At 65.2% G+C, this 26058-nt stretch carries 27 protein-coding genes and 1 tRNA gene; 12 read left to right on the forward strand and 16 right to left on the reverse strand.

Annotated elements, in window-relative coordinates; all coding sequences use genetic code 11:
• Nucleotides 1-64 precede the first annotated feature (64 nt).
• A complete protein-coding gene (locus ACWPW1_RS03410; protein ID WP_454252358.1) occupies nucleotides 65-346 on the forward strand; it encodes a hypothetical protein in 282 nt (93 codons plus the stop codon).
• On the opposite strand, the gene ACWPW1_RS03415 is transcribed toward ACWPW1_RS03410, so the two are convergent.
• The 9 genes from ACWPW1_RS03415 to ACWPW1_RS03455 form a co-directional block, all read right to left on the reverse strand.
• Nucleotides 319-1230 (reverse strand): LysR family transcriptional regulator, encoded by a 912-nt coding sequence (locus ACWPW1_RS03415; protein WP_454252359.1) that lies wholly within the window; start codon nucleotides 1228-1230, stop codon nucleotides 319-321. The two genes, ACWPW1_RS03410 and ACWPW1_RS03415, sit on opposite strands and share 28 nt — an antisense overlap.
• 171 nt (nucleotides 1231-1401) lie before the next feature.
• The gene (gene ychF, locus ACWPW1_RS03420; protein ID WP_454252360.1) at nucleotides 1402-2502 is read right to left on the reverse strand and encodes a redox-regulated ATPase YchF; all 1101 of its coding nucleotides are present in this window, start codon (nucleotides 2500-2502) and stop codon (nucleotides 1402-1404) included.
• A 42-nt stretch (nucleotides 2503-2544) separates the two neighbouring features.
• On the reverse strand, nucleotides 2545-3129 hold the full coding sequence (gene pth / locus ACWPW1_RS03425) for an aminoacyl-tRNA hydrolase (RefSeq protein WP_059313445.1): 585 nt from the start codon (nucleotides 3127-3129) through the stop codon (nucleotides 2545-2547).
• A 34-nt stretch (nucleotides 3130-3163) separates the two neighbouring features.
• A complete protein-coding gene (locus ACWPW1_RS03430) occupies nucleotides 3164-3784 on the reverse strand; it encodes a 50S ribosomal protein L25/general stress protein Ctc (protein WP_059313446.1) in 621 nt (206 codons plus the stop codon).
• A 122-nt stretch (nucleotides 3785-3906) separates the two neighbouring features.
• A complete protein-coding gene (locus ACWPW1_RS03435) occupies nucleotides 3907-4848 on the reverse strand; it encodes a ribose-phosphate pyrophosphokinase (protein WP_017641089.1) in 942 nt (313 codons plus the stop codon).
• A gap of 41 nt (nucleotides 4849-4889) precedes the next feature.
• Nucleotides 4890-4964: transfer RNA gene (locus tag ACWPW1_RS03440), tRNA-Gln, on the reverse strand.
• Nucleotides 4965-4989: 25 nt separating this feature from the next.
• On the reverse strand, nucleotides 4990-5850 hold the full coding sequence (ispE, locus tag ACWPW1_RS03445; RefSeq protein ID WP_442964860.1) for a 4-(cytidine 5'-diphospho)-2-C-methyl-D-erythritol kinase: 861 nt from the start codon (nucleotides 5848-5850) through the stop codon (nucleotides 4990-4992).
• Nucleotides 5847-6467, reverse strand: coding sequence for a lipoprotein insertase outer membrane protein LolB (gene lolB, locus ACWPW1_RS03450; RefSeq protein ID WP_059313447.1), 621 nt, complete (start codon nucleotides 6465-6467; stop codon nucleotides 5847-5849). The genes ispE and lolB overlap by 4 nt, the downstream gene beginning before the upstream one ends.
• Nucleotides 6464-8188: a tetratricopeptide repeat protein gene (locus ACWPW1_RS03455; protein WP_454252361.1), complete on the reverse strand. Its 1725-nt coding sequence runs from the start codon at nucleotides 8186-8188 to the stop codon at nucleotides 6464-6466. The genes lolB and ACWPW1_RS03455 overlap by 4 nt, the downstream gene beginning before the upstream one ends.
• Nucleotides 8189-8432: 244 nt before the next feature.
• On the opposite strand from ACWPW1_RS03455, the gene hemA reads away from it, so the two are divergent.
• The 6 genes from hemA to ACWPW1_RS03485 all read left to right on the forward strand — a co-directional run bounded on the left by hemA (nucleotide 8433) and on the right by ACWPW1_RS03485 (nucleotide 13823).
• Nucleotides 8433-9701, forward strand: coding sequence for a glutamyl-tRNA reductase (gene hemA, locus ACWPW1_RS03460; protein WP_059313449.1), 1269 nt, complete (start codon nucleotides 8433-8435; stop codon nucleotides 9699-9701).
• Nucleotides 9698-10780 (forward strand): peptide chain release factor 1, encoded by a 1083-nt coding sequence (prfA, locus tag ACWPW1_RS03465; RefSeq protein WP_059313450.1) that lies wholly within the window; start codon nucleotides 9698-9700, stop codon nucleotides 10778-10780. The genes hemA and prfA overlap by 4 nt, the downstream gene beginning before the upstream one ends.
• 3 nt (nucleotides 10781-10783) lie before the next feature.
• On the forward strand, nucleotides 10784-11614 hold the full coding sequence (gene prmC / locus ACWPW1_RS03470) for a peptide chain release factor N(5)-glutamine methyltransferase (RefSeq protein WP_454252362.1): 831 nt from the start codon (nucleotides 10784-10786) through the stop codon (nucleotides 11612-11614).
• On the forward strand, nucleotides 11608-12363 hold the full coding sequence (locus tag ACWPW1_RS03475; protein ID WP_454252363.1) for a molybdopterin-synthase adenylyltransferase MoeB: 756 nt from the start codon (nucleotides 11608-11610) through the stop codon (nucleotides 12361-12363). Before prmC ends, ACWPW1_RS03475 begins: the two co-directional genes overlap by 7 nt.
• The gene (gene murI / locus ACWPW1_RS03480; RefSeq protein WP_454252364.1) at nucleotides 12356-13147 is read left to right on the forward strand and encodes a glutamate racemase; all 792 of its coding nucleotides are present in this window, start codon (nucleotides 12356-12358) and stop codon (nucleotides 13145-13147) included. Before ACWPW1_RS03475 ends, murI begins: the two co-directional genes overlap by 8 nt.
• A gap of 151 nt (nucleotides 13148-13298) precedes the next feature.
• Nucleotides 13299-13823, forward strand: a complete 525-nt coding sequence (locus tag ACWPW1_RS03485; RefSeq protein WP_059313454.1) for an acyloxyacyl hydrolase — start codon at nucleotides 13299-13301, stop codon at nucleotides 13821-13823.
• 28 nt (nucleotides 13824-13851) lie between these two features.
• Here the strand turns inward: ACWPW1_RS03485 and ACWPW1_RS03490 are convergent, their stop codons facing one another.
• From ACWPW1_RS03490 to ACWPW1_RS03505, 4 genes are all read right to left on the reverse strand, one after another.
• Nucleotides 13852-15273 (reverse strand): cryptochrome/photolyase family protein, encoded by a 1422-nt coding sequence (locus ACWPW1_RS03490; RefSeq protein ID WP_454252365.1) that lies wholly within the window; start codon nucleotides 15271-15273, stop codon nucleotides 13852-13854.
• Nucleotides 15270-16214: a MerR family transcriptional regulator gene (locus tag ACWPW1_RS03495; protein WP_454252366.1), complete on the reverse strand. Its 945-nt coding sequence runs from the start codon at nucleotides 16212-16214 to the stop codon at nucleotides 15270-15272. The genes ACWPW1_RS03490 and ACWPW1_RS03495 overlap by 4 nt, the downstream gene beginning before the upstream one ends.
• The gene (locus ACWPW1_RS03500) at nucleotides 16204-17175 is read right to left on the reverse strand and encodes a YbgA family protein (protein WP_271653812.1); all 972 of its coding nucleotides are present in this window, start codon (nucleotides 17173-17175) and stop codon (nucleotides 16204-16206) included. The genes ACWPW1_RS03495 and ACWPW1_RS03500 overlap by 11 nt, the downstream gene beginning before the upstream one ends.
• Before the next feature lie 125 nt (nucleotides 17176-17300).
• On the reverse strand, nucleotides 17301-18398 hold the full coding sequence (locus tag ACWPW1_RS03505) for an NAD(P)/FAD-dependent oxidoreductase (protein ID WP_454252367.1): 1098 nt from the start codon (nucleotides 18396-18398) through the stop codon (nucleotides 17301-17303).
• 65 nt (nucleotides 18399-18463) lie between these two features.
• Here ACWPW1_RS03505 and ACWPW1_RS03510 point away from each other — a divergent pair, with 65 nt between their 5' ends.
• Complete coding sequence (locus ACWPW1_RS03510; protein WP_454252368.1) at nucleotides 18464-19372, forward strand: TIGR01777 family oxidoreductase; 909 nt, start codon at nucleotides 18464-18466, stop codon at nucleotides 19370-19372.
• Complete coding sequence (locus tag ACWPW1_RS03515) at nucleotides 19369-20424, forward strand: ferrochelatase (protein WP_059313460.1); 1056 nt, start codon at nucleotides 19369-19371, stop codon at nucleotides 20422-20424. The genes ACWPW1_RS03510 and ACWPW1_RS03515 overlap by 4 nt, the downstream gene beginning before the upstream one ends.
• 22 nt (nucleotides 20425-20446) lie before the next feature.
• Here the strand turns inward: ACWPW1_RS03515 and ACWPW1_RS03520 are convergent, their stop codons facing one another.
• Together ACWPW1_RS03520 and upp are read right to left on the reverse strand one after the other, a co-directional pair.
• Nucleotides 20447-21712 carry a uracil-xanthine permease family protein gene (locus tag ACWPW1_RS03520; RefSeq protein WP_082696271.1) on the reverse strand — a complete coding sequence of 422 codons (1266 nt, stop codon included), beginning with the start codon at nucleotides 21710-21712 and terminating at the stop codon, nucleotides 20447-20449.
• A gap of 2 nt (nucleotides 21713-21714) precedes the next feature.
• Nucleotides 21715-22353 carry a uracil phosphoribosyltransferase gene (gene upp, locus ACWPW1_RS03525; RefSeq protein WP_059313461.1) on the reverse strand — a complete coding sequence of 213 codons (639 nt, stop codon included), beginning with the start codon at nucleotides 22351-22353 and terminating at the stop codon, nucleotides 21715-21717.
• A gap of 264 nt (nucleotides 22354-22617) precedes the next feature.
• Here upp and ACWPW1_RS03530 point away from each other — a divergent pair, with 264 nt between their 5' ends.
• The 3 genes from ACWPW1_RS03530 (at nucleotide 22618) to ACWPW1_RS03540 (ending at nucleotide 24044) form a co-directional block, all read left to right on the forward strand.
• Nucleotides 22618-23172 (forward strand): hypoxanthine-guanine phosphoribosyltransferase, encoded by a 555-nt coding sequence (locus tag ACWPW1_RS03530; RefSeq protein WP_059313462.1) that lies wholly within the window; start codon nucleotides 22618-22620, stop codon nucleotides 23170-23172.
• Nucleotides 23169-23639: a WbuC family cupin fold metalloprotein gene (locus ACWPW1_RS03535; protein ID WP_454252369.1), complete on the forward strand. Its 471-nt coding sequence runs from the start codon at nucleotides 23169-23171 to the stop codon at nucleotides 23637-23639. The genes ACWPW1_RS03530 and ACWPW1_RS03535 overlap by 4 nt, the downstream gene beginning before the upstream one ends.
• Before the next feature lie 117 nt (nucleotides 23640-23756).
• A complete protein-coding gene (locus ACWPW1_RS03540; protein WP_007161573.1) occupies nucleotides 23757-24044 on the forward strand; it encodes a PA4642 family protein in 288 nt (95 codons plus the stop codon).
• Between the two features lie 82 nt (nucleotides 24045-24126).
• Here the strand turns inward: ACWPW1_RS03540 and ACWPW1_RS03545 are convergent, their stop codons facing one another.
• A complete protein-coding gene (locus tag ACWPW1_RS03545) occupies nucleotides 24127-26022 on the reverse strand; it encodes a DEAD/DEAH box helicase (protein ID WP_454252370.1) in 1896 nt (631 codons plus the stop codon).
• Nucleotides 26023-26058: the final 36 nt, after the last annotated feature.

Consider the following 26058-nt stretch of genomic DNA (forward strand, 5'->3'; position numbering starts at 1 on the left):
GATTTCTAGGCGCGGGGTGGGCTGGAGACAATAGGTCCACACCCACCCGACCCAGGTATTCGCCATGAAAGCCCTCACCGCTCTTTTCGCCGCCACCCTGCTCACCACCGCCGTCGCCCAATCCGCCCAGGCCGAGGAAAGCGCCCTGCGCCCCCTGGGTTCGCTGATCGAAAAGCACCAGCAGCAGGATCGCACCCTGGCCGAAAACGGCGCTGATCGCAGCCTGCAACCCTTGATCCAGCGTCAGCAGCAGCGCCTGGATGACCAACGCCTGGCGGCCGACGGCGCCGAACGGACCCTTCAGCAGTGGCCCCAGCGTCAGCCGACCCGCGGCACCGTGGCGTGAGTCGGCTGGACCGTCAGCCGGTCGCGCAGATAGTCCGAGAACAGCTGGACGATGCGCGCCGACTGGCGGTGCTGGGGATAGACCGCATAGACGGCTGCGCTGGGCAGGGCGAAGTCCTCCAGCACCTGCACCAGTGCCCCTGAGGCCAGCGCCGCGCCGATGATGAAGGTCGGCAGCACCGCAATCCCCTGACCGGCGATGGCCGCATCCCTTACCACCTCTCCGTTGTTGGCCCTGAGCTGACCCTGCATGGACAGCGCCAGCGGCTTGCCCCCACGCTGGAAACGCCATTCCACCTGCCGGCCATGACCATAGAGTAGGCAGCTGTGTCCGGCCAGATCCTCCGGCTCCATCAGCGGCGGCGCCTGGCGCAGATAGTCCGGGCTGGCACAGGTCACCAGCTGCATCTCGGTCAGCCGCTTGGCGATCAGGCTGGAATCGGCCAGGGTGCCGATGCGGATCGACATGTCGTAGCCCTCGGCGAGCAGATCCACCGCCCGGTCATTGAGATCCAGCTCCAGGCGGATCTGCGGATAGGCCGAGAGAAAATCCGGCAGCAGGGGACTTAGGTGCAGGGTGCCGAAGGTCATGGGCGCACTGACGCGTAGCACCCCCTGGGGCACCGTCCGCCGGCTGGAGAGCAATTCCTCGGTATCGTTGACGTCTTCGAGGATCTTTACCGCTCGCTCGTACAGCAGCATCCCCAGCTCGGTCGCCTGCAGGCGCCGTGTGGTGCGATTGATCAACCGCACGCCAAGACTCTCCTCCAGCAACAGGGTCCGCCGGCTGACGAACTGCTTGGACAGCCCCAGCTTGTCGGCGGCGGCGGTGAAGCTGCCCTCGTTCAGGGTAGTGACGAACAGGCGCAGGTCTTCGAAGTTCATGGCGGCATCCAGGCAGCGGGCGGGCTTTCGCGGGCGATCGAGTGGCCGTCATTGTGCCAAATCCGTAAGCCCATGACCGTGGCGTCGCACCCCTGCCATCAAAGCGATCGCCCAAAAGAAAACCCCCTCGCCACCTTGCGGTGAGGAGGGGGCCTTGGCGGTAGCCGTGACTCAGACGTTGAAGCGGAAGTGCATGACGTCACCGTCCTTGACGATGTACTCCTTGCCTTCCAGGCGCCACTTGCCGGCTTCCTTGGCGCCGTTCTCGCCCTTGAAGGCGATGAAGTCGTCATAGGCCACCACTTCGGCGCGGATGAAGCCCTTCTCGAAGTCGGTGTGAATGGCGGCGGCCGACTGGGGCGCTGTGGCGCCGACGCGGACGGTCCAGGCGCGCACTTCCTTCACCCCGGCGGTGAAGTAGGTCTGCAGGTTGAGCAGCTCGTAGCCGGCGCGGATCACCCGATTCAGGCCCGGCTCTTCCATGCCCATGGACTCGAGGAACATCTGCTTTTCCTCGTCGTCGTCCAGTTCGGCGATCTCTGCCTCGATCTTGTTGCACACCGGTACCACCACGGCGCCTTCTTCCTCGGCGATGGCGCGGACCACGTCCAGGTGCGGGTTATTCTCGAAGCCGTCTTCAGCGACGTTGGCGATGTACATCACCGGCTTGCTGGTCAGCAGGTGGAAGCTGCGCACCAGGCGCTTCTGCTCGTCGTCCAGGCCCTTCAGCAGGCTACGGGCGGGCTTGCCGGCCTCGAAGTGGGGGATCAGCTTTTCCAGCAGGACCTTTTGCGCCAGGGCTTCCTTGTCGCCGCCCTTGGCGTTGCGGGTGACACGCTGCAGCTGCTTCTCGCAGCTGTCGAGGTCGGCGAAGATCAGCTCCAGGTCGATCACCTCGATGTCCCGCTTGGGGTCGACCGAGTTCGACACGTGGATGACGTTCTCGTCTTCGAAGCAGCGCACCACGTGGGCGATGGCATCGGTCTCGCGGATGTTGGCGAGAAACTTGTTGCCCAGGCCTTCACCCTTGGAGGCGCCTGCCACCAGACCGGCGATGTCGACGAATTCCATGGTGGTGGGGATCACCCGCTCGGGCTTGACGATTTCCGCCAGGGCGTTCAGCCGCGCATCGGGCATGGGCACGATGCCGCTGTTGGGCTCGATGGTGCAGAAAGGGAAGTTTTCCGCCGCGATACCAGATTGGGTCAGGGCATTGAACAGGGTGGACTTGCCGACGTTGGGCAGGCCGACGATGCCGCAATTGAATCCCATGGTGTGTGTCCTCGCGGAAGAAAAGGAAGAGGGTAGGGTAGGTCAGGCCTTGCGGCTGTGCAGGCGTTGCATGGCGCGGGTCAGGTCACCGGCCAGCAGCTCCGGAACGACATCCAGGGCAGCGTCGATGCTGTTGTCGAGCAGCTCCTGCTCGCTCCGCGGCGCGCGGCCCAGCACGAAATTGGAGACCAGGCTGGCGTGGCCCGGATGGCCGATGCCCAGGCGCAGGCGCTGGAAACCGTTCTGATTGCCAAGCTGGGCGATGATGTCGCGCAGCCCGTTGTGGCCGCCATGGCCGCCGCCGGTCTTGAGGCGCGCGGTGCCGGGTGGCAGGTCGAGTTCGTCATGGGCCACCAGGATGGCCGCCAGCGGAATGCGGAAAAAGCCGGCGAGTGCCGCCACGGCCTGGCCGCTGCGGTTCATGTAGGTAGTCGGGATGAGCAGACGAACGTCGTTGCCCGCGTGGCGAAAGCGCCCCACGAGGCCGTGATACTTGCGCTCGACAGCCAGGCTCGCGCCTTGGGCGGCTGCCAGTCGCTCAACGAAAAGGGCCCCTGCATTGTGCCGGGTCTGGTCGTATTCAGGGCCTGGATTACCCAGGCCGACGATCAGTTGGACGGCAGTCATGTCAGGAGCCCTTCTCTTTCAGGCGTGCGAGAACTTACTCGGCAGCGCCTTCTTCGGCACCGTCAGCAGCTTCTTCACGGATGCGCGGCAGGTGGATGCTGGCAACCGGCAGATCGCTGCCGTGGGCCAGGGACACCAGCTCTACGCCAGCCGGGACATTCAGATCGCTCAGGTGAATGATCTGGTCCAGCTCGACCTTGGCCATGTCGACTTCGATGAATTCCGGCAGGTCTTTCGGCAGGCAGGAAACTTCGACTTCGTTGATGGTGTGCAGGATCTCGCCACCCTGTTGCTTCACGCCCACGGAGGATTCCTGGTTCATGAAGTGCAGCGGGACGTGAGCGGTCAGCTTCTGGTCAGCGATGACGCGCAGGAAGTCGGCGTGCATGACGTAGCCCTTGGAGGGGTGACGCTGCAGAGCCTTGACCAGTACGCTTTCGTTGCTGCCACCAACCTTCAGGGTGATGACGCTGGCGAAGGCAGCTTCGCTTTCCAGCATCTTGGCCAGGTCTTTGCCGACCAGGGTGATGGAAGTCGGGGCCTTGTCGCCACCGTAGATCACGGCAGGAACGTTACCGGCGTTACGACGCAGGCGGCGGCTCGCACCTTTCCCCAGGTCGGAACGCACTTCGGCATTCAGAGTGAAATCAACCATTGTGAATCTCCAGGATAAGGAATCGGCAGACCGAGACTTGCGACCAGTTCTACGGCCCTACCGACTAAAAAGCCCCGGTAGGCCATCACGGCCTTCCGGGGCGCTTCCAGAGCGGCTGTTCCTTAACGGAACATCGCGCTGATGGATTCTTCGTTACTGATCCGGCGTACCGCCTCGGCCACCACCGGCGCGATGTCCAGCTGGCGGATACGGCTGCAGGCCTGAGCCGCGGCGGACAACGGGATGGTGTTGGTCACCACCAGTTCGTCCAGCACGGAGTTGTCGATGTTCTCGATGGCGCGACCCGACAGCACCGGATGGGTGCAGTAGGCCAGGACCTTGGCGGCACCGTGTTCCTTCAGGGCCTTGGCCGCGTGGCACAGGGTACCGGCGGTATCGACCATGTCGTCGACCAGCACGCAGGTGCGGTCCTGGATGTCACCGATGATGTGCATCACTTCCGACTGGTTGGCCTTGGGGCGACGCTTGTCGATGATCGCCAGGTCCACACCCAGGCTCTTGGCCACGGCACGCGCACGCACCACGCCGCCGATGTCCGGGGAGACGATCATCAGGTTTTCGAAACGCTGGTCTTCGATATCATCCACCAGGGCTGGGGAGCCGTAGATGTTGTCCACGGGAATATCGAAGAAGCCCTGGATCTGGTCGGCGTGCAGGTCGACGGTGAGCACTCGATTGATGCCCACCACGGTCAGCATGTCGGCCACGACCTTGGCGCTGATGGCGACCCGCGCGGAACGCGGACGGCGATCCTGGCGCGCATAGCCGAAATAGGGGATGACTGCGGTGATACGAGTCGCCGAGGAGCGGCGGAAGGCATCGGCCATCACCACCAGTTCCATCAGGTTGTCGTTGGTCGGCTCGCAGGTGGGCTGGATGATGAAGACATCCTTGCCTCGTACGTTCTCGTTGATTTCGACGCTGATCTCGCCATCGGAGAATTTTCCGACGGAGACGTCACCGAGAGGGATGTGCAGCTGGCGCACGATGCGCCGTGCCAGATCGGGGTTGGCGTTCCCCGTGAAGACCATCATCTTGGACACGCTGCAGTTCCTGCGGCTTGAGGTGGGTCTTGGAAGGAAAATGGCAGGGGCGGCTGGATTCGAACCAACGCATGGCAGGATCAAAACCTGCTGCCTTACCGCTTGGCGACGCCCCTGTATCTTGCAGAGTACTAGCTGTACTCATTCTCTGGTCAGGCTTGCCAGCGCCCGGTGCAACATTGATGTGTTGCTGCCTTTGGCTACGAAGCCTGGAAGTGATGCTGGTAGCTGGCTAGCTACTGTATCAGCTTCGGTCTTATTTGGAAAGCTTCCAAATATGCAACCTCCAGTGCCGGTTAATCTAGCTGAAACAAATTTGTTTAGCAAGATCAAAGCGTTACGAATTTCTGGGTAACGCCTTTCGACCGTACTCTGGCAGTCGTTTCGACCTGACCACTTGAGAACGGCGCAAACTTTAATGGCGGGAGTGTCCCGTGTCAACAGCGGATCTGAAAAAATTTCTGCTGTACTTACAGAGACTTGCGGTACCGCTACGAGATACCAGGGTTCCGGCGGCGCGACGGGGGTGAGCTTTTCACCCACGCCCTCGGCGAAGGCGGCCTGGCCACGGACGAATACCGGCACGTCGGCGCCCAGGCGCAGCCCCAGAGCGGCCAAGTCATCGAGACTGGCGTCCAGGCCCCAGAGGTGATTCAGGCCGAGCAGGGTAGTGGCGGCATCCGAGCTGCCGCCACCGATGCCGCCGCCCATGGGCAGGCGCTTGGTCAGCCAGAGGTCGGCGCCCTGGCGGGTACCGCTTTCTTCCTGCAGCAGGCGAGCCGCGCGCAGGATGAGATTCTGTTCCGGGGCGACACCCGGCAGGCCGTCATGCAACTGCAATTCGCCGTCATCGCGTCCGGCAAAGCCCAGGTCGTCGCCCCAGTCGAGAAACTGAAACAGCGTCTGCAATTCGTGATAACCGTCCGGACGGCGGCCGAGGATATGCAGGAACAGATTGAGCTTGGCAGGCGCCGGCAGGGTGAAGGCGGGCGCCACGGTCATTTGCCCAGCTCGCGCGGCTGCCAGTTCTTCACCACCAGGATGACTTCCAGATCCTTGCCGGTGAGCTTGAGGCGCTCGGGCAGGGTGTAGCCGTTCTGCTCGGTGTAGCGGGTGTATTCGACGGTCCAGCCGTCCTGCACCAGGCGCGCCAGGTGGCTGTCGGCGTCCAGGGTGAGCTGGCTGCGGCTGTCCGGGGCCGGCAGGCCACGCACCCACCAGAGCAGGTGCGAGACCGGCAGGCGCCAGCCGAGCTGCTGTTCCAGCAGGGCCTCGGGGGAGTCGGCCTGATAGCTGCCCTGACCCGAGACGTCGAGCGTGACGGCGCCCGGACGACCGGTGAGGCGGGTGGCGCCGCGACCCAGGGGGCCGGCCAGGCGGATGTCGTAGTAGTCCTGGCGCTGCAGCCAGAACAGAGTACCGCTGCCGGAGTCGCGCGGGGCGCGGATGCCGACCTTGCCATCGATCTGCCAGCCATCGAGGGCGGAAATACGTTTTTTATGAGCCTGCCATTGGGCGGCGTTGCCCTGGCCTTCCACGGCCTCCTGGTGGGAGGTGCTGGCGCAGCCGGCCAGCAGGGCGAGCAGGAGCAGGGTGAAGAGGGTGCGCGCGCGGATCATCGGAGGGTTTCGCTTCCAGTCAGGCGTTTGAGGGTGTTGCGCAGGATGGCGTCATCGGCGTCGGCGTCGAGGCCCACGCGCCAGACCTTGCGCGCTTCGCTGTGCTTGCCCTGGGCCCAGAGCACCTCGCCCAGGTGGGCGGCCACTTCCGCGTCGGGGAAGCGTTCGTAGGCCTGGCGCAGATAGCGTTCGGCATCGGCCAGCTGGCCCTGGCGATAGCGGATCCAGCCCATGCTGTCGAGGATAGCCGGGTCGTCCGGGCTCAACTGATGCGCCTTGTCGATCAGCTGGCGCGCTTCGGCCAACCGGGGCGTGCGATCGGCCAGGGTGTAGCCGAGGGCATTGAGGGCCATGGCGTTGTCGGGGTCGTGGGCGATGATGTAGCGCAGGTCGCTTTCCAGCTGCCCGAGATCACCCCGCTTTTCCGCCAGCATGGAACGGACATAGAGCAGGTTGAGGTCGTTGGGATACTGCTGCAGGGCCTGCTGCACGGTCTGGTCGGCGAGGGCGGTCTGGTCGGCACTGGCCAGGCCTTCGACTTCCAGCAGATAGAGCGGTACGGCGTACTCGCTCTGACGCTTGCGGGCTTCGGCCAGGCGCTGGCGGGCCTCGGCGATGCGGCCGCTACCGAGCAGGATTTCCGTCTGGCGCTGCTGGGCAGCCAGGTAATCGGTGCCTGGACCGACCTGGGTGTATTCGGCCAGCGCCTTCTCGGGCTGGTCGAGTTCCTCGTAGCTGCGCCCCAGATTGAGGTGCGCGGCGTCCACATGGCTGCCGCGGTCGATCAGTTCCTTGAGGTAGATCTGGGCTTCGCGCCAGGCCTGGGCTTCCAGGCAGACCAGCGCCAGAGAGAATCTCAGGTCGTCATCGTCCGGAAACTGGGCGACCAGTTCGGCGAATTCGCGCTTGGCCTGGTCCAGGCGATCCAATTCCACCAGCAGCCGGGCATGGGCCAGGCGCAGGCGGCGATCTTCCGGATGCTGGCGGATGCCGGCTTCGAGCAGCGGCAGGGCCTCGGCGCTGCGGTCCTGGCTCTGCAGCAGGCGCGCGCGCAGGAGCAAAGGGGCCACTTCCCGCTTGGCCGCCGGATTGCGCTCCAGCAATTTCAGCGCCTCGTCGGCGCGGCCGTCCTGCTGCAGCAGCAGGGCCTTGCCGAACAGCAGTTGGCCGTTATGCGGATATTTGGCCAGCAGCCGATCGAAGCTCTTGAGCAGGCCGGCGCGGGTGGTCTCGTCGGTTTCCGCCGCGGACAGGGCAAGGAAATCGAAGTGGGTGTCACCCTGGCCCTGGAGCACGCGCTCCATGTAGGCCATGGACTCGTCATAGCGACCGGCGCGGGCCAACATGATGGCGGCGGCACGCTGGGCGTCCAGGTTGTCCGGAGCATTGCGGGCCCAGATCTGCGCGGTTTCCAGTGCCGGGGTATCGGCACCCAGGTACTCGGCGATGCGGAAGGCACGCTCGGCGACGCCCGGATCCTGGGTCGACTTGGCCTGCTCGACATAGTTGGTCAGGGCGATGTCGAACCGGTTGCGCTGCCCCGCAAGCTCGCCGACCAGGAGGTCATAGAGGGTGTCTTCGCGAAAGGAGCCGGCCGGTTGCGGCGTGCTCGTCTTGGCGGTGGGCGGCGGGATGGCGGCGGCGGGCGTCGGCTGACGGCCGAGGTTCTGGCAGCCGGCGAGCAGCAGGGCGGTCGTCAGCAGCGCAAGGTATCTGGTCATAGGGTCGGGGCGGCCTTTTTACAGTCGGTCCATCATGCCACAAGAGTCGCCGTGGCCGCGTCGCGCATGCGCAGCGGCCGGCCGAGAAGTGCGGTGGTCGAGGCTGTTGACGCCTTTTGTCCGGCAAGATTCATTTGCCCAGGCTATGACACCCATTGTCCGACGTCTCGTCGCTGCTGGTTGTCGCCACTGCGCGCCCATAGGACAATGTCCGGCTTTCCTATCCGTTCGACTGCTTGCGTCCATGGCCTTTCTCGCGCTCGGCATCAATCACAAGACCGCCTCGGTTGAGGTGCGCGAACGTGTGGCTTTCACTCCGGAGCAGACGGTCGAAGCCCTGCGCCAGCTGGAGCAGGCCACCCACAGTCGCGAAGCGGCGATTCTCTCCACCTGCAATCGCAGCGAACTCTATCTGGAGCTGGAGCCCAGTCTGGCGGAGGCCGTGCTGGCCTGGCTCGCCCAGTACCACCGGGTCCCCCTGGAAGATTTGCGCGCCAGCATCTATCTGCACCAGGACGAGGCCGCGGTACGGCACATGATGCGCGTGGCCGCGGGGCTGGACTCCATGGTACTGGGCGAACCGCAGATCCTTGGTCAGCTCAAGTCGGCCTATGCCGTGGCCCGCGAGGCCGGTACCGTCGGTCCGCTGCTGGGGCGCCTGTTCCAGGCCACCTTCAACACCGCCAAGGCGGTACGCACCGACACCGCGATCGGTGAGAACCCGGTGTCGGTGGCCTTTGCCGCGGTCAGCCTGGCCAAGCAGATCTTCAGCGACCTCAGCCGCAGCCAGGCCCTGCTGATCGGCGCCGGCGAGACCATCACTCTGGTCGCCCGTCACCTCCATGAACAGGGCGTGCGGCGTATCGTCGTTGCCAACCGGACCCTGGAGCGCGCCAGCCATCTGGCGGAAGAATTCGGCGCCCATACCGTGCTGCTGGCCGACATTCCTGACGAACTGGTCAACAGTGACATCGTCATCAGCTCCACTGCCAGCCAGTTGCCGATCCTCGGCAAGGGCGCGGTGGAGCGGGCGCTCAAGCAGCGTCGCCACAAGCCCATCTTCATGGTCGATATCGCCGTGCCGCGCGACATCGAGCCGGAGGTGAGCGAGCTGGAAGACGTCTACCTCTATACGGTGGACGACCTCCACGAGGTGGTGGCGGAAAATCTCAAGAGTCGCCAGGGCGCCGCCCAGGCGGCCGAGAAGCTGGTGCTGGCCGGGGTCGAGGACTTCATGCAGCGGCTGCGCGAGCGCGCCGCGGTGGATGTGGTCCGCGCCTATCGCCAGCAGGGCGAGCAGATTCGCGACGATGAGCTGGCCCGCGCCCAGCGCCAGCTGGCCAATGGCGCCGATCCCCAGGAAGCCCTGGCAGCCCTGGCACGCAGTCTCACCAACAAGCTGATGCACGCACCGAGCGTGCAGCTCAAGAAACTATCCGCCGAGGGGCGCGTCGACGCGCTGACCCTGGCTCAGGAACTCTTCGCCCTCGACGAGGGTTTGGACAAGACATGAAGACCTCTCTGTTGCACAAGCTCGACGGTCTGCAGGACCGCTTCGAGGAGCTGACCGCGCTGTTGGGCGACGCCGAAGTCATCAGCGACCAGACCCAGTTCCGTGCCTATTCCAAGGAATACGCCGAACTCGAGCCGGTCAGCCAGGCGTTCATCGAATACCGCAAGGTGCAGGCCGACCTGGAGGGTGCCCAGGCGCTGCTCAAGGACAGCGATCCGGATCTGCGTGAGATGGCCGAGGAAGAGGTGACCAGCGCCAAGGCGCGGTTGCAGGAACTGGAAGACGAGCTGCAGCGCATGATGCTGCCGCGGGATCCCAACGACGGCCGCAACGTCTTCCTGGAAATCCGTGCCGGTACCGGTGGCGACGAGGCGGCGATCTTTGCCGGTGATCTGTTCCGCATGTATTCGCGCTATGCCGAACGCCAGGGCTGGCGCCTCGAAGTGCTCTCGGAGAACGAGGGCGAGCACGGCGGCTTCAAGGAAGTCATCGCCCGGGTCGAAGGCGACAGCGTCTACGCCAAGCTCAAGTTCGAATCCGGTGCGCACCGGGTGCAGCGGGTACCGGAGACCGAGTCCCAAGGCCGCATCCACACCTCGGCCTGCACCGTAGCGGTGCTGCCCGAGCCCGACGAGCAGCAGGCCATCGAGATCAATCCGGCCGACCTGCGGGTCGACACCTATCGCTCCTCCGGCGCGGGCGGTCAGCACGTCAACAAGACCGACTCGGCAGTGCGCATCACCCACCTGCCCACCGGCATCGTGGTGGAATGCCAGGAAGAGCGCTCGCAGCACAAGAACCGCGCCAAGGCCATGGCCTGGCTGTCGGCCAAGCTCAACGACCAGCAGGATGCGGCGGCGCACAAGGAAATGTCCGACACCCGCCGGCTGCTGGTGGGATCGGGTGACAGATCCGAGCGCATTCGCACCTACAACTTCCCCCAGGGCCGGGTGACCGATCACCGCATCAACCTGACCCTCTATTCCCTGGGCGAGGTGGTCAATGGCGATGTCCAGCAGGTCATAGATCCGCTGTTGCAGGAATACCAGGCCGACCAGCTGGCCGCACTGGGGGACTGACCCATGGCTACCATCGGCGCCCTGTTGCGCGAAAGCCAGCTACCGGACTCCCCCAGCGCCCGCCTCGACGTGGAGCTGCTGCTGGCCGCCGCCCTGGACAAGCCGCGCAGCTACCTGCGCACCTGGCCGGAAAAGCTGGTGCCGCGCGAGGCCCTGGCGCGCTTTCGGACCGACCTCGAGCGGCGCCAGCAGGGTGAGCCGGTAGCCTACATCCTTGGCCAGCAGGGCTTCTGGTCGCTGGATCTGGAAGTGAGCGCCGACACCCTGATTCCCCGGCCCGACACCGAGGTGCTGGTGGAGACTGCCCTGGCACTGCCGCTGTCCGACGAGGTGCGGGTGCTGGATCTGGGCACCGGTACCGGTGCCATCGCCCTGGCCCTGGCTCATGAGCGGCCGCGCTGGCAGGTCAGCGGCGTGGATCGCATCCCGGCGGCGGTGGCGCTGGCCCAGCGCAATGCCGAGCGCCTGCGCCTGGGCAATGTCACCTTTCAGCAGAGTCACTGGTTCGCCGCCCTCGCCGGGCAGCGCTTCGAGCTGATCGTCAGCAACCCCCCCTATATCGCCGGCAGCGATCGCCATCTGGAGGAGGGCGACGTGCGCTTCGAGCCGCGCAGCGCCCTGGTCGCTGGAGTCGATGGCCTGGACGATATCCGCGAGCTGATTTCGGCAGCGCCCGACTACCTGTTTCCCGGTGGCTGGCTGTGGCTGGAACACGGTTTCGAGCAGGCCGGCGCGGTGCGGGAATTGCTGGCCCGCCAGGGCTTCACCGAGGTCGAGAGCCGCCATGATCTGGGCGGCCACGAGCGTATCAGCGGAGGCCGCTGGCTATGCTGAGCGATGGCGAACTGCTGCGTTACAGCCGGCAGATCCTGCTGGCCCAGGTCGATATCGCCGGACAATTGCGGCTGAAAGAAGCCAAGGTGCTCATCGTCGGCCTTGGCGGCCTGGGATCGCCGGCGGCGCTCTATCTGGCGGCAGCCGGCGTTGGTGAATTGCATCTGGCCGACTTCGATCGGGTCGACCTGAGCAATCTGCAACGCCAGGTACTGCACGATGAAACCCTGATCGGCCAGACCAAGGTGGATTCCGCGCTGCAGCGGCTGACGGCGCTCAATCCCGAGGTGCGTCTTGTGCCGCTGCGCGAGGCGCTGGACGCCGACAGCCTGGCGGCTCGGATCGCGGCGGTGGATCTGGTGCTGGACTGCTCGGACAACTTCACCACCCGAGCGGCGGTGAATGCCGCCTGCGTGGCCACGGGGCGTCCGCTGGTCAGCGGCGCGGCCATTCGCCTGGAAGGCCAACTCAGTGTCTTCGATCCACGCCGCGCTGACAGTCCCTGCTACCACTGTCTCTATGGCGAGGGCAGCGAAGCCGAACTCAGTTGCAGCGAGGCCGGGGTGCTCGGGCCCGTGGTAGGGCTGGTCGGCAGTCTGCAGGCGCTCGAAGCGCTCAAGCTGCTGGCCGGCTTCGGCGAACCCCTGATCGGTCGCCTGCTGCTGGTGGACGCGGCGGGCAGTCGCTTCCGTGAATTGCGGGTCAAGCGCGATCCGGGTTGCCCGGTGTGCGGCGCCCGTCATGGCTGACGAGGCACCGGTCGGGGTCTTCGACTCGGGCGTCGGCGGCCTGTCGGTGCTGGCGGAGATCAGGCGGCTATTGCCGGCGGAAACCCTGCATTACGTCGCCGATTGCGGCCATATCCCCTATGGCGAAAAGACTCCGGCCTTTATCCGTGAGCGCTGCCAGCTGATCGCGGCGCGACTGTATGAACAAGGGGCCAAGGCGCTGGTGGTGGCCTGCAATACCGCTACCGTGGCGGCGGTCGCCGATCTGCGCGAGCGCTATCCCCGGTGGCCCATCGTCGGCATGGAGCCGGCGGTAAAGCCCGCCGCGGCGGCCACCCGCAATGGTCGGGTCGGCGTCCTGGCGACCACGGGAACGTTGCAGAGCGCCAAGTTCGCCGCCTTGCTGGACAGATTCGCCCTGGGCATTCAGGTCCTGACCCAGCCCTGTCCGGGGCTGGTGGAGCAAGTCGAGCGTGGCGATCTGCTGGGCCCCGAGACCCGAAGGTTGCTGCAGGGTTTTCTCGAACCGCTGCTGGCGGCGGAGTGCGACACCCTGATCCTGGGCTGCACCCACTATCCCTTCCTGCGGCCCCTGCTGGCCGAGCTGGTGCCGCCAGAGGTCATCCTGGTGGACACCGGTGCCGCCGTGGCGCGCCGTCTGCAAAGTCTCCTTCTGCTGGAGGGGCGTCTGGCAAGCGGGCCGGCCGAGCCGACGCGCCTCTGGACCTCGGGCAGCCCCGCCGAGCTGAGGGCGGTGCTACCGCCGCTGTGGCCGGAAGGGGCCGTAGTACAGGCGTTCGTCTGACGTTTCCACATCCTTTTCACTCGCCAAAGCCCTATTCAGCGACTAGCATTCAGCCCTGTAGGTAAAAAGTCGAAGCCTGTGAACCCCTTCACGACTTCGGGGTCAATGCTGGCGGTTAGAAAAAACTAGAAACATTCACAAGGGCACTCTCATGAACAAATTGCTTTCCTTCGCAGTAGCCACCGCGCTTTCGCTGGGTGGAGTGGCGTCGGTGCAGGCCGTGGAGCTCACTGGTGCGGTCGGGGCAACCAGCCAGAACGGCATGACCTATCGCATCGGGGCCGGCTGGAACTGGGACAAGAGCTGGTGGGAAAGCTCCACTGGCCGCCTGACCGGTTATTGGGACGCCGGTTACACCTACTGGGAAGGCGACAATGGCCGTTCTTCAGATCAGCATTCGCTGTCCTTCGCCCCGGTATTCGTCTACGAGTTCGGCCAGGGTCATGTGAAGCCCTTCGTCGAGGCCGGTATCGGCGTCGCCGTATTCTCCAGCACCAAGGTCGGTGAGCAAGACCTAGGGTCGGCCTTCAACTTCGAAGACCGCATCGGCCTAGGTCTGAAGATCGGCGATACCCAGCGCGTCGGTATCCGTGCAACTCACTATTCCAACGCCGGCATCAAGCAGCCCAACGATGGCATCGAGTCCTATGCGCTGTTCTACAGCCACACGCTCTGATTCCGAGCTGGTATGAAAAAAGCCGGACCTAGTCCGGCTTTTTCGTTTCCGCCTTGCGCGCCATGCCGCGGTATGTGGCTAGCGCCCGTTGGCGGCTTTCGCCCAGATCCACCAGCGGTGGCAGATAGCGCTCCCCCGGGGTGTGCACGGCCTTGCCCCTGAGCCCGGCCAGCTCCGGCACCCAGGTGCGCACATAATCACCGCGTGCATCGATCTTCATGGCCTGGGTATGGGGATTGAACACCCGGAAGTAGGGTACTGAATCGGTACCCGTCGAGGCGCTCCACTGCCAGCCGCCATTGTTGGAGGCTAGGTCGCCATCGATGAGATGACGCATGAACCAGCGCTCGCCCTTGCGCCAGTCGATCAGCAGATTCTTGCAGAGGAACATGGCGGTCAGCATGCGCATGCGATTGTGCATCCAGCCCGTCTGCAGCAGCTGACGCATGGCCGCATCGATGAGGGGAATGCCGGTGCGCCCCTGTTGCCAGGCGGCGAGGCCTTCGGGGTCATCACGCCAGGGCAGGGCGGCAAGGTCCCGATTGAAGGGTTGGTTGCGCGAAACCCAGGGATAGCCCACCAGGACATGGCGATAGAATTCGCGCCACAACAATTCGGTGATCCAGGTAGCCGCACCCTGGCGACCGCCACTGAGCAGGCCGTCGTTGGCGTTGACCGCGGCTTGGAGGCACTGCCGTGGTGTCAGCACTCCTGCATTCAGATAGGCCGACAGCTGACTGGTACCCGGTTCGAACGGGATGTCCCTGGCCTGGTGATAGTCTTCCAGATCGTCCCGGATGAAGGCCTCCAGCCGCTGGAGCGCCGCCTCTTCACCTGCCGGCCACAGCTGTCGTACCTCGGGCGATGTCTCGGCGAAGCCGTCGACCCCGGTGGGCAGCTCATCCGCCTGAATGGTGACGGCCTGCTGCCGGTCCGGCGCCGGCAGGGGCATTGGCAAGCCCGTTTCCAGGCGCGCAAGGCACGTCTTCCTGAATTGCCCGAAGACCTTGAAATAGCCACCGCTCTTGGTCAATACCGTACCGGGGGCGAACAGGGTCTGGTCCAGATAGCGATGGGCAGCGAGGCCTGCCTGCTCGAACGCCTCAGCCACGGCGTCATCCCGGGCGGCTTCGTTCACCCCGTATTCGTCGTTGAAATGCAGGTGTTCGAGACCCTGTTCCCTGGCCAGGTCGAGCAGCACCTGGGGCGCTTGCTCCCAGCGCTCCGCACGCCGGATCAGCAGAGGGATGCCCAGTGTCTTGAGCGTCTCGCGCAGCTTGGCGAGGTTGCGCAACCAGAAATCGACCTTGACCGCGGCCTCGTCATGTTGCCGCCACTGGGCAGGACTCAGCAGAAAGACGGCGACGACCTGTCCCTGTTCAGCGGCAGCATGCAGGGCGGGATGATCATGGGTACGCAGGTCGGTACGAAACCAGACGAGCTGGCTCATGCATAGCGTTCCTGACGCAACAAGCCGGCACTCTGCAGGCGATCGAAGGCCTCACCCGGACCGCGTGCCGGTGCGGCATCGGCGGTAAGGGATTCACCCAGCGCGCCCAGGGTCAGGCAGGGACGGGCGTGGCGATTGGCAAAGGCCTGCAGCTGACGACGCAGCTCGCTGTCGGGGCGACTGTCGCGGCAAAGCACCAGCGCCCTGGGATCGAGCCGTTCGACCAAGCGATCCAGGTTGCCGACGGGAAGCGACCACTCGATGAGTTCGACGGGGCAGTCCGCTGCGCTGATCAGCCAGGCACAGAGCCAGAGCGAGACGTTCATCGGCGTATCGTCGAGATTGAGCAACACCAGTGGCGCCCCTCGCAGGTTGTGCTGGCTGTGATAGATCCGCGCGCCCAGCTTGCTGCGCAGCCAGGATTGGAAGAACACCTGCTGCAGACGGCCATCGTCGGTGGCTTGGCTGAGTCGCTCTAGCTCGCGCAGCAGGGGCGATAGCAACTGGTCCAGCAGTACCCGAGGTGGATAGAGGGAAGCCGCGCGATTGTAGGCTTCGTCCAGGGCGCGTGAGGCGAGTCGGCCAGTGGCGTCCATCATCTCCTGGTGGATGCCCTGCCAGGGCGTGTCGCTGGGCACCACCGCCGGCCGCTGCTCATCGAGCAGGCCCTTGACCTGGCTGACCGCCACGCCTCGGGCGATCCAGGCCAGGATCTGCTGCACCCGGACCACGTGGGCCTCGCTGTACAGCCGATGCCCCTTGGGTGTGCGCTTGGGGACCAGCAGGCCGTAACGCCGCTCCCAGGCTCTCAGGGTCACGGCGTTGACCCCGGTCCGTCGGGCAATTTCCCGGATGGGCAGCCAGCCCTCGTGCAGGGCCGATTGATAGTCCTGCTCTTCATCGCGTGGCGGTGAAGGCAAGGGGGTGGCGCTAGATGGCATTTCGCAGACTCAGACGTTCAGGATGCGGTTGTAGATAGGCCTGCTCGTTCACATAACGATCCGGATGCTGGCGGAAGTGGTGCTTGAGCAAGGTCAGGGGCACCACCAGGGGGACGATGCCCTCATGGTATTGCTCGATCAGCTGCTGCATCTCCTGCTTCTCGCTGTCGCTCAGTGCGCGGCGCAGGTAACCGAAGAGATGGTAGAGCACATTGCAGTGGGTGCCGCGGGTGGCGCACTTCTTCAGTGCAGCCATCAGGCCGCTGAAATACTCCTGGCCCAGCTCGTCCAGATTACGCTGGCCGATACTGCCCACCAGTTGCCCAAGGGCTCGAGCGCGATGAGCATCATGGGCCATGAGCTGGTACTTGTAGCGCGAATGATAGGACAGCAGGGCCCGTGCCGTCAGACCCTGTTGCACCAGCTGCAGCCAGTGAGCATGGGCGAAGACACGGGTGACGAAGTTTTCCCGCAGGACCGGATCGTTCAGGCGACCCGCCTCTTCGACCGGCAGGTCCGGTCGTAGACGCATGATGGCGGCGGCGAACAGGCCACGGCCGTCGGTTTCGCTGCCCTGGCCGTTGGCGTGATAGACCTTGACCCGCTCCATGCCGCAAGAGGGTGACTTTTGCATGAAGATGAAGCCGGACAGGTCAGCGAGTTCGCCCGCCATCTTTTCGCCATAGGCAGTAAGGGCGGCGGTCACGTCCAGGCTCGGATCGAGCGTGCCCACGGCGCGTGGCGCCTGGGAGTCGCCGACCAGACGGATGGGTTCGCGCGGGGTGCCGAGGCCGATGGCCATCTCCGGGCAGACCCGGACGAAATCGAAGTGCTCGGCGAAGGTCTGGCTACAGAGCCGGGATTCCTTGTGTCCACCGTTGTAGCGGACTTCGTCACCCAGCAGGCAGGCACTGATACCCAGGCGCGGACGGGGCAGGCTGGAGGGAGAGGTGTAAGGCATGGAGATCCCCTGTCGTGTATTTTCTTGTACAAGGTTTTTCTATTTGTACAAGTTTCGTGCAACTTTCGACAGGGGCCTACACCAAAAGATTCGCCGCAGGTTACAAACGGCGTGCGCTTCGTCGCTTAGTCCAAACTGCCCAGGAGTTGCTGCGCTGCCTCATGACCACTCAACCAGGCTCCTTCCACCCGACCGCTGGAGCACCAGTCGCCACAGACGAAGACGCCCATGTCGGGATCGGCCAAGGCGCCCCACTGGTGCGGCTGCGCCGGTCGGGCATAGAGCCAGCGATGCGCCAGGGTAAAGCTGGGGGCCGGCAGCGGGCAGCCGATCAGCTCGGCAAAGGCGCCATGCAGGCGTTCGATCACCTCCTCCTTGGAGGCATCGAGGCGCGCCTTGCTCCAGGCGCTGGTGGCGTGCAGCACCCAGGTGTCCAGGGTGGTGTCGCGCTCGGGCTTGCAGCGATTGCGTGCCAGCCAGTCCAGTTCGCTACCCTGCACGAAGCAGCCTTCCACCGGCGTCTGCAACGGCGTGGCGAAGGCCAGGGCCACCGACCAGGTCGGCTCCATGCTCACCCCCGCCACGGTCGCTGCCAGCTTGGGCACGCTGGACAGCAGGGCAGTAGCCTGGGGCGCCGGCATGGCGATGACGACCTGGGCGAAGGGACCGTGGGTCTCGCCGCTGGCATCCAGCAGGTGCCAGTGCTGGGCACCGCGAAAGACCTCGGTGATGCGGCAGTCGAAGCTGACTGGCAGATCGGCCAGCAGGTGACGGGTGATGGCGCTCATGCGCGGTACCCCGACCCAGCGGGGTTGTTCGTCCTGGGACGGACTCAGACGCCCTTCGCGGTACTGGTAGAGCACCGGATTCCATTCGGCCGCGCAGCCGGCCCGCCGCCACTCGTTGAGGGCGTCGATGAAGCGGCGGTCGCGTGCGGTGAAATACTGGGCACCCAGGTCGAGGGCGCCGGCCTCGCTTCTCTTGCTGGCCATGCGGCCGCCGCTGCCGCGGCTCTTGTCGAAGATCTGGACCTGCTGCCCGGCGCGAATCAGCGTTTGAGCAGCGGCAAGTCCGGCTATTCCTGCGCCAACGATGGCGATAGGGGCAGTCATGATGGACCTCGCTTGTCTGACGATGCGCCCTTGTCGAACGTTTGCGCGTGCAAGGGCTCTACGGCTACGACTGGCAACCGTTCTGGATCTTTCGACCCACGACCATACCAAACAATCCTCTTCCCTTCGTTCAGATGCATACGGGCGGCAGGGCAATACGAGAAGGAAGTGACGACATGCATATCCTGCTGACAGGTGGTACCGGACTGATCGGCCGCGCGCTGTGCCGCCAATGGGCCGCCGCCGGCCACCAGCTGACCGTCCTTAGCCGCGACCCCACCCGCGTGGCGCGCGAATGCGGGCCAGAGGTACGCGGCATCGCTCAACTGGAGGTGCTGGACGGCGAACACCTGGATGCGGTGGTCAACCTGGCCGGAGCGCCCATCGCCGACAAGCCCTGGACCCGTAGCCGCAAGGCCGAACTCTGGCGGAGCCGGATCGACACCACCGAGCGCCTTATCGAATGGCTGCGCGGGCGCAGCCAGAAGCCCAGGGTACTGCTGTCGGGCTCGGCCATCGGCTTCTATGGTGACAGTGGCGAGAAGCCGGTAAGTGAAGCTGACAGCGTGGCCGGCCCCGATTTCGCCGGTGAACTGTGCCTGGCCTGGGAGCAGGTGGCCAACGAGGCTGAGAAGCTGGGTATCCGCGTGGTCAATCTGCGCACCGGGCTGGTACTGGCGGCCGACGACGGCTTCCTGCTGCGGCTGTTGCCGCCGTTCCGCTTCGGGCTCGGCGCGCGCCTGGGCAGCGGACGCCAATGGATGCCCTGGATTCATTTACAGGATCAAATCGGGGCCATCGATTTTCTTCTCAACCGAAGCGATGCCCAAGGTCCTTATAATCTCTGTGCCCCCGAGCCAGTGCGCAACCGGGACTTCACCGAGGCGCTGGGACGGGCCTTGCGGCGCCCGGCGCGATTGCTGATTCCCGCCTTCGCCCTGCGCCTGATGGGAGAGCTGTCCATCCTGCTGTTGGGTGGCCAGCGCGCCCGTCCCGAGCGTCTGCTCGCGGACGGATACGTCTTTCGCTATCCCGAGCTGGACACGGCCCTGGCCGACCTGCTCGCTGCCAAGGATTCACGATGACTGCCAACGCTCTGCTGCTCGCCAACCTGGGTTCGCCCGACTCGCCCCACGTTCCCGACGTGAAGCGCTATCTGAACCAGTTCCTGATGGATCCCTACGTGGTCGATCTGCCCTGGCCACTGCGCCGGCTGCTGGTGTCGCTGGTGCTGATCAAGCGGCCAGCGGCCTCGGCCGAGGCCTATGAGTCGATCTGGTGGGACGACGGCTCGCCATTGATCGTGCTCAGCCGCCGCCTGCAGGAAGCCGTACGACCCCTCTGGCGCCATGGCCCGGTCGAGCTGTGCATGAGATACGGCGAGCCTTCGGTGGAGTCGGTGCTCAAGCGACTGGCCAGCCAGGGCATCCGCGAGGTGACCTATGCGCCGCTCTATCCGCAATTCGCCGACAGCACCACCACTACCGCCATCGTCGAGGCACGGCGGGTGATCGAAGCCCACCAGCTGCCATTGACACTGAAGATCCTGCCGCCTTTCTACGATCGCCCGGAATACCAGGCAGCGTTGGCGGCCAGTGTCGAGCCCTATCTCGAGGAGCCCTACGACCACCTGCTGCTGTCCTTCCATGGCCTGCCCGAGCGGCACATCCGCAAGCTGGTCAAGGATCGCACCCATGACCTGCGCGCACCCGACAGCAGCAAGGTCAGCACCAAGGCCCTGGCTGTCTGCTACCGCAGCCAGTGCCAGCGCACCGCCGAGCTGGTGGCCAAGCGCCTGGGCATTCCCGACGGCAAGTGGTCGGTGTCCTTCCAGTCGCGGCTGGGCAAGGACAAGTGGATCGAGCCCTATACCGAGGCGCGGCTGGACGAGCTGGCCAAGGCGGGGGTCAAGCGGCTATTGGTGATGTGCCCGGCCTTCGTCGCCGACTGCATCGAAACGCTGGAGGAGATAGGCGATCGCGGCCGCGAACAGTTCATCGAAGCCGGCGGTCGGGAGCTGGTGCTGATTCCCTGCGTCAACGACGACCCGGCCTGGGCGCAGGCGCTGGTGGAACTGTGCGAGGAGGTGGCGGAGCTGCCGCCGCAGCGCCTGGAGCAACCGCGGATGCCGGCCTAGACCGGCATCCGCCGCAGGGCCGTCAGAGCAGCGGGCGCTCTGGCGGTTCGGCGTCCTTCTTCCAGGCGTTGTGCCCTGGCAGGACCAGGTTGAGGCCGATGGCGATCAGGCCGCACAGGGAGATGCCCTTGAGGCCGATCTCGCCGTTGCCGAAGACGATGCCGCCAATGCCGAACACCAGGGTCACGGACACGATCACCAGGTTGCGCGCCTCGGACAGATCCACCTGGTGGCGGATCAGGATGTTCAGGCCCACCACCGCGATGGAGCCGAACAGCAGGCAGAGAATGCCGCCCATGACCGGCACCGGAATGGTCTGCAGCGCCGCGCCGAACTTGCCGACGAACGCCAGCACCATGGCGAAGCCCGCCGCCCACAGCATGACCCGCGGATTATGGTTCTTGGTCAGCATCACCGCGCCGGTCACCTCGGCATAGGTGGTGTTGGGCGGACCGCCGAACAGGCCGGCGGAGGAGGTGGCCAGGCCGTCACCCAGCAGGGTGCGGTGCAGGCCGGGCTGCTTGAGGTAGTTCTGACCGGTTACCCCGCCCACCGCGATCACCCCGCCGACGTGCTCGATGGCCGGCGCCAGGGCGACCGGGACCATGAACAGGATGGCACCCCAGTGGAATTCCGGCGCGACGAAGGCCGGGATCGCCAGCCAGGGCGCGGCGCCTATCCCCTCGGTATGGACGATGCCGAAGACGAAGGCCAGCGCATAGCCGACGAAGACGCCGGCGAGGATGGGCACCAGGCGGAACATGCCCTTGCCATAGATGGCCACCAGCAGCGTGGTGACCAGCGCCGGCATGGAGATCATCATCGCCGTGGCATAGGGCACCAGCTGGGCACTGCCGTCACCGGCCTTGCCCATGGCCATGTTGGCTGCCACCGGCGACAGGCCCAGGCCGATGGAGATGATCACCGGGGCGATCACCACCGGCGGCAGCAGGCGATCGATGAAGCCCACGCCACGCACCTTCACCGCCAGGCCCAGGAAGGTGTAGACGAAGCCCGCCGCCACTACCCCACCCAGCACCGCCGGCAAGCCGAATTCAGCCTTGGCAGCGATGATCGGAGCGATGAAGGCGAAGCTCGACGCCAGGAACACCGGCACCTGGCGACCGGTGACCAGATGGAACAGCAGGGTGCCGAAGCCTGCGGTGAAGAGGGCGACGTTGGGGTCCATGCCGGTGATCAGCGGCATCAGCACCAGGGCGCCAAAGGCCACGAAGAGCATCTGGGCGCCAACCACGATCTCCCGCCAGAGCGGTTCCCGCGCAGTCACGCTCAGGCGTCCTTCTGCTTGGTGCCGAAGATCTTGTCACCGGCATCGCCCAGGCCCGGAAGGATGTAGCCATGCTCGTTGAGGCGCTCATCGATGGAGGCGGTGTAGAGGCGTACGTCCGGGTGAGCTTCCTCGACCGCGGTGATGCCTTCGGGCGCGGCCACCAGGACCAGGGCGCGAATTTCCTTGGCCCCCGCCTTCTTCAGCAGGTCGATGGTGGCGATCATGGAGCCGCCAGTGGCCAGCATGGGGTCGATGATCATAGCCATCCGCTGGTCCAGTTCACCCACCAGCTTTTCCAGGTAGGTATGGGCCTGCAGGGTGGATTCGTTGCGGGCAAGGCCCACCACGCTGACGCGGGCGCTGGGAATCAGGCTGAGCACGCCGTCGAGCATGCCGATGCCGGCGCGCAGGATGGGCACCACGGTGACCTTCTTGCCAGAGATCTTTTCCACCTGCACGGTGCCGCACCAGCCTTCGATGTCCACCGTTTCCACCGGCAGATCCTTGGTCGCTTCATAGGTGAGCAGGGCGCCGACTTCCTGGGCCAACTCGCGGAAGTTCTTGGTGCTGATGTCGGCACGCCGCATCAGGCCGAGCTTGTGACGGATGAGCGGGTGGCGGATTTCGTGGACGGACATGGGATTCTCCAGAGACGGTAGGGCAGCGGATCGCCGTGAAAAGGGATGGCTTCGGTACGATCGGCAGCCCAAAGGCCTGCCGCAGGATAGGGCAGGCGATCGAAAAACCGCGGTACATTAAAGCATCCGGCCCGAGGTGGGCAGTACCCTGCGACAATAGTAGCCGCCTGGCGGCGCTTGAGATCGGTCCGCGGTGTCTGTACCTTTGCCGCCTTTTATCCGCGCCGTTGGTAAAGCAGGCGCCCCGTCCCCCGGAGAAGCCCCATGCCCGCCGATCTCGCCCATATCCGTCAGGTCATGCAGGAAGCCGATTGCCTCTATGACGAAGCCCAGGTCGAGGCAGCCATCGATCGGATCGCCGCGGCGATCACCACCGATCTCGCCGAGCGCAATCCGGTGGTCTTCTGCGTGATGAATGGCGGCCTGATCCTGACCGGCAAGCTGGCCACCCGGCTGAATTTCCCGCTGGAGATGTCCTACCTGCACGCCACCCGCTATCGCAACGAGACCACCGGCGGCGAGCTGTTCTGGAAGGCCAAGCCCGAGGTCTCCTTCATCGATCGCGATGTGCTGATCGTCGACGACATCTTCGACGAGGGCCATACCCTCAAGGCCATCATCGACTTCTGCCGCCACGCCGGTGCTCGCGAGGTCCATACCGCCGTGCTGATCGACAAGACCCACGACCGCAAGGTCAAGGGCCTGGAAGCGACCTATGTCGGCCTGCCCTGCATCGATCGCTACATCTTCGGCTACGGCATGGATTACAAGGGCTACTGGCGCAACGCCCCCGGCATCTATGCCGTGAAGGGGCTGTGACCGCCCGGCTGTTCGATCAGGACCTGTTCGCCGACCTGCTCCGGCAGGCGGCGAACAGTCCGCGCAGGCGCGCCCATCACAGCCTGCATAGCATGGACGAGCCCTGCCACCGGCTGGTCGTCGGCATGTGCGAGGACAGCTACATCCCGCCCCATCGGCACCTGGATCCGCGCAAGGCCGAGAGTCTGCTGGTGCTGCAGGGTCGGTTGGGACTGCTGACCTTCAATGAGGACGGGCAGGTACTGCTGCGCCGTGAACTGTCCCAGGCCGCCGGTTGCCCGGGCGTCGATCTCGCCCCCGGGCACTACCATGCGCTGGTCGCCTTGGGCGGCGACTGCCTGTTTTTCGAATGCAAGGCCGGGCCCTTCCTGCCCCTGGGTGAAGGCGAGCGCCCTGCCTGGGCGCCACTGGAAGGCGCGGCGGAAGCCGAGCGCTATCGCACCTGGATGCGTGCGCAATTCGATTGAACCTTTGATCGGTGTCGCGGTATTGCCTTGGTTTTGTCACTGGCGGGCGGGCGAAGGGCAGGGTTAGAATCGGCCCTCCTTTTCTCCAAAGAATCCCCCAGCACAGGTAGCCAAAGGATGCGCAAGGATAAAAAGCAGGTCATCGGTGAAGAGATCAGCGACGAGCAGATCAAGCTGTTTCTCGCGGTCGAGCCGGCGGACGATACTCCCGCGTCTCTGCACAAGCTGGTCAAGGCTTATCGCGGCCTGCGCCCGGACGACTTCGAGCGCTTCGTCGGCTTCTTCGTTGAAGCCGGCTACGACCTGGATGCCCGTAACGACCAGGGTGAAGACTTCATCGAGCTGATCCGTAGTCATCGCCAGGCCGAGCCCTACATCGACGCCCTGCGCGCCGCCCACGCCTAAATGGCCGCATAAAAAAGAAACCCCGCCATGGCGGGGTTTCTTTTTGCCTGGTGAACGGACCGCCTGAGCGGCCCGTCGGCCATCAGGCGTCGCGGTTGCGGGTCAGCAGCGCGGGCTTCTCGCTGCGCGGCCGGCTTGGCATCTCTTCCAGCTGCTCCAGGGTCGGCAGGCGATCGGCCCGCGACGGCTTGTGCACGATCTTCGGTTGCGGCTTGTTCGACGCCCGCTCTTCCGTGGCATAGGCGCGCGGCTCGCTGGGCGCGGCTTCATAGGGCCGGGCGGCACGGGGCTGGCCGTTCTGACTACGCCGCTTGCCGGGCTGCTGCTGTTGCTGGCTGCGTGGACCGCGGGCAGCGCCCTGGCCTTGACCCTGACGGGGCTGGCCCTGGCCGCCGCTCGTGGCGGCGCGCGGCGCGCTGCCGCCGTTGCCACTGCGCGGACCCTTGCGGCCCTTGCCCTGGTAGGGGCTCACGTAGTCGACGCTGTTGCCGAAGTTGTCGTAGGCGTCATCCAGAAATTCTTCCGGATCACGATTGCGCGGCTGCTGGGCAACGGCCTGGCCGGGTTGCACGGCGGCCTTTTCCTGGCTGGCGTCATCGCGATCGCGGCGGTCGCGACGATTGCGGGAACGCCCCTTGCGCTCGCCCTGGGGCTGAGCGCCGGACTGCTCGCCACCGGCGGCCTTGCCCGGATTCTGGGCTTGACCCTGACCCTGACCCTGGCCTCTGCCTTCGCTGCGCGCCGGCTTGTCGGCCTTCTTCTGGCGATTTTGCTGCGGCTTGCCGCGAGGCTCGCGCGGGGCGCGCACTTCCGGCTGCTCCGGCGGGACGGACTGGGGATCGAAGCCCTGCATGTCACCGTCCGGGATGCTCTGCTTGGTCAGGCGCTCGATGGCCTTGAGCAGCTTCTCCTCGTCCGGCGCCACCAGCGAGATGGCCTCGCCATTGCGTCCGGCCCGGCCAGTACGGCCGATGCGGTGTACATAGTCTTCCTCGACATTGGGCAGCTCGAAGTTGACCACGTGGGGCAACTGATCGATGTCCAGGCCGCGGGCAGCGATGTCGGTGGCGACCAGCACGCGAATGTCGTTGCTCTTGAAGTCGGCCAGGGCCTTGGTGCGGGCGTTCTGGCTCTTGTTGCCATGGATCGGCGCTGCCGGCAGGCCATGCTTGTTCAGGTACTCGGCCAGGCGATTGGCGCCGTGCTTGGTACGGGTGAACACCAGGACCTGTTCCCAGGCGCCGAGGGTGATCAGGTGGGCGAGCAGGGCACGCTTCTGATTGGCCGGAATGCGGAACAGTCGCTGCTCGATACGCTCGACGGTGGTGTTCGGCGGGGTGACCTCGATCCGCTCGGGATCCTGCAGCAGCTTGCCGGCGAGGTCGGTGATGTCCTTGGAGAAGGTGGCCGAGAACAGCAGGTTCTGGCGCCTCGCTGGCAGACGGGCCAGGACCTTCTTCACGTCATGGATGAAGCCCATGTCGAGCATGCGGTCAGCTTCGTCCAGTACCAGGACTTCGACGGCGGACAGGTCGACGCTCTGCTGACCGGCGAGGTCCAGCAGGCGACCCGGGCAGGCCACGAGAACGTCCACACCCTTGGCCAGGGCGGTGACCTGCGGCTTGAGGCCGACGCCACCGAAGACGCAGGCACTGCGCATGGGCAGGTCGCGGGCATAGACCCTGAAGCTTTCGTGGACCTGAGCCGCCAGTTCGCGAGTGGGGGTCAGAACCAGCACCCGCGGCTGCTTGGCGACATAGCCACGGCCATCGGGATGACCATTGGGGAACAGGCGCTCGAGCACCGGCAGCGCGAAGCCGCCGGTCTTGCCGGTACCGGTCTGGGCAGCCACCATCAGATCGCGACCCTGCAGGACGGCCGGGATGGCACGTTGCTGAACAGGCGTGGGATTCGTATAGCCAGCGTCTTCCACGGCGCGGGCAAGGGCCTCGGAGAGACCGAGGGAAATGAAGGACATGCGGGGTTCCTGTCTCTGTCGGCGTCCCGCCGACGT

The sequence above is a fragment of the Pseudomonas sp. Marseille-Q7302 genome, from assembly GCF_965111925.1.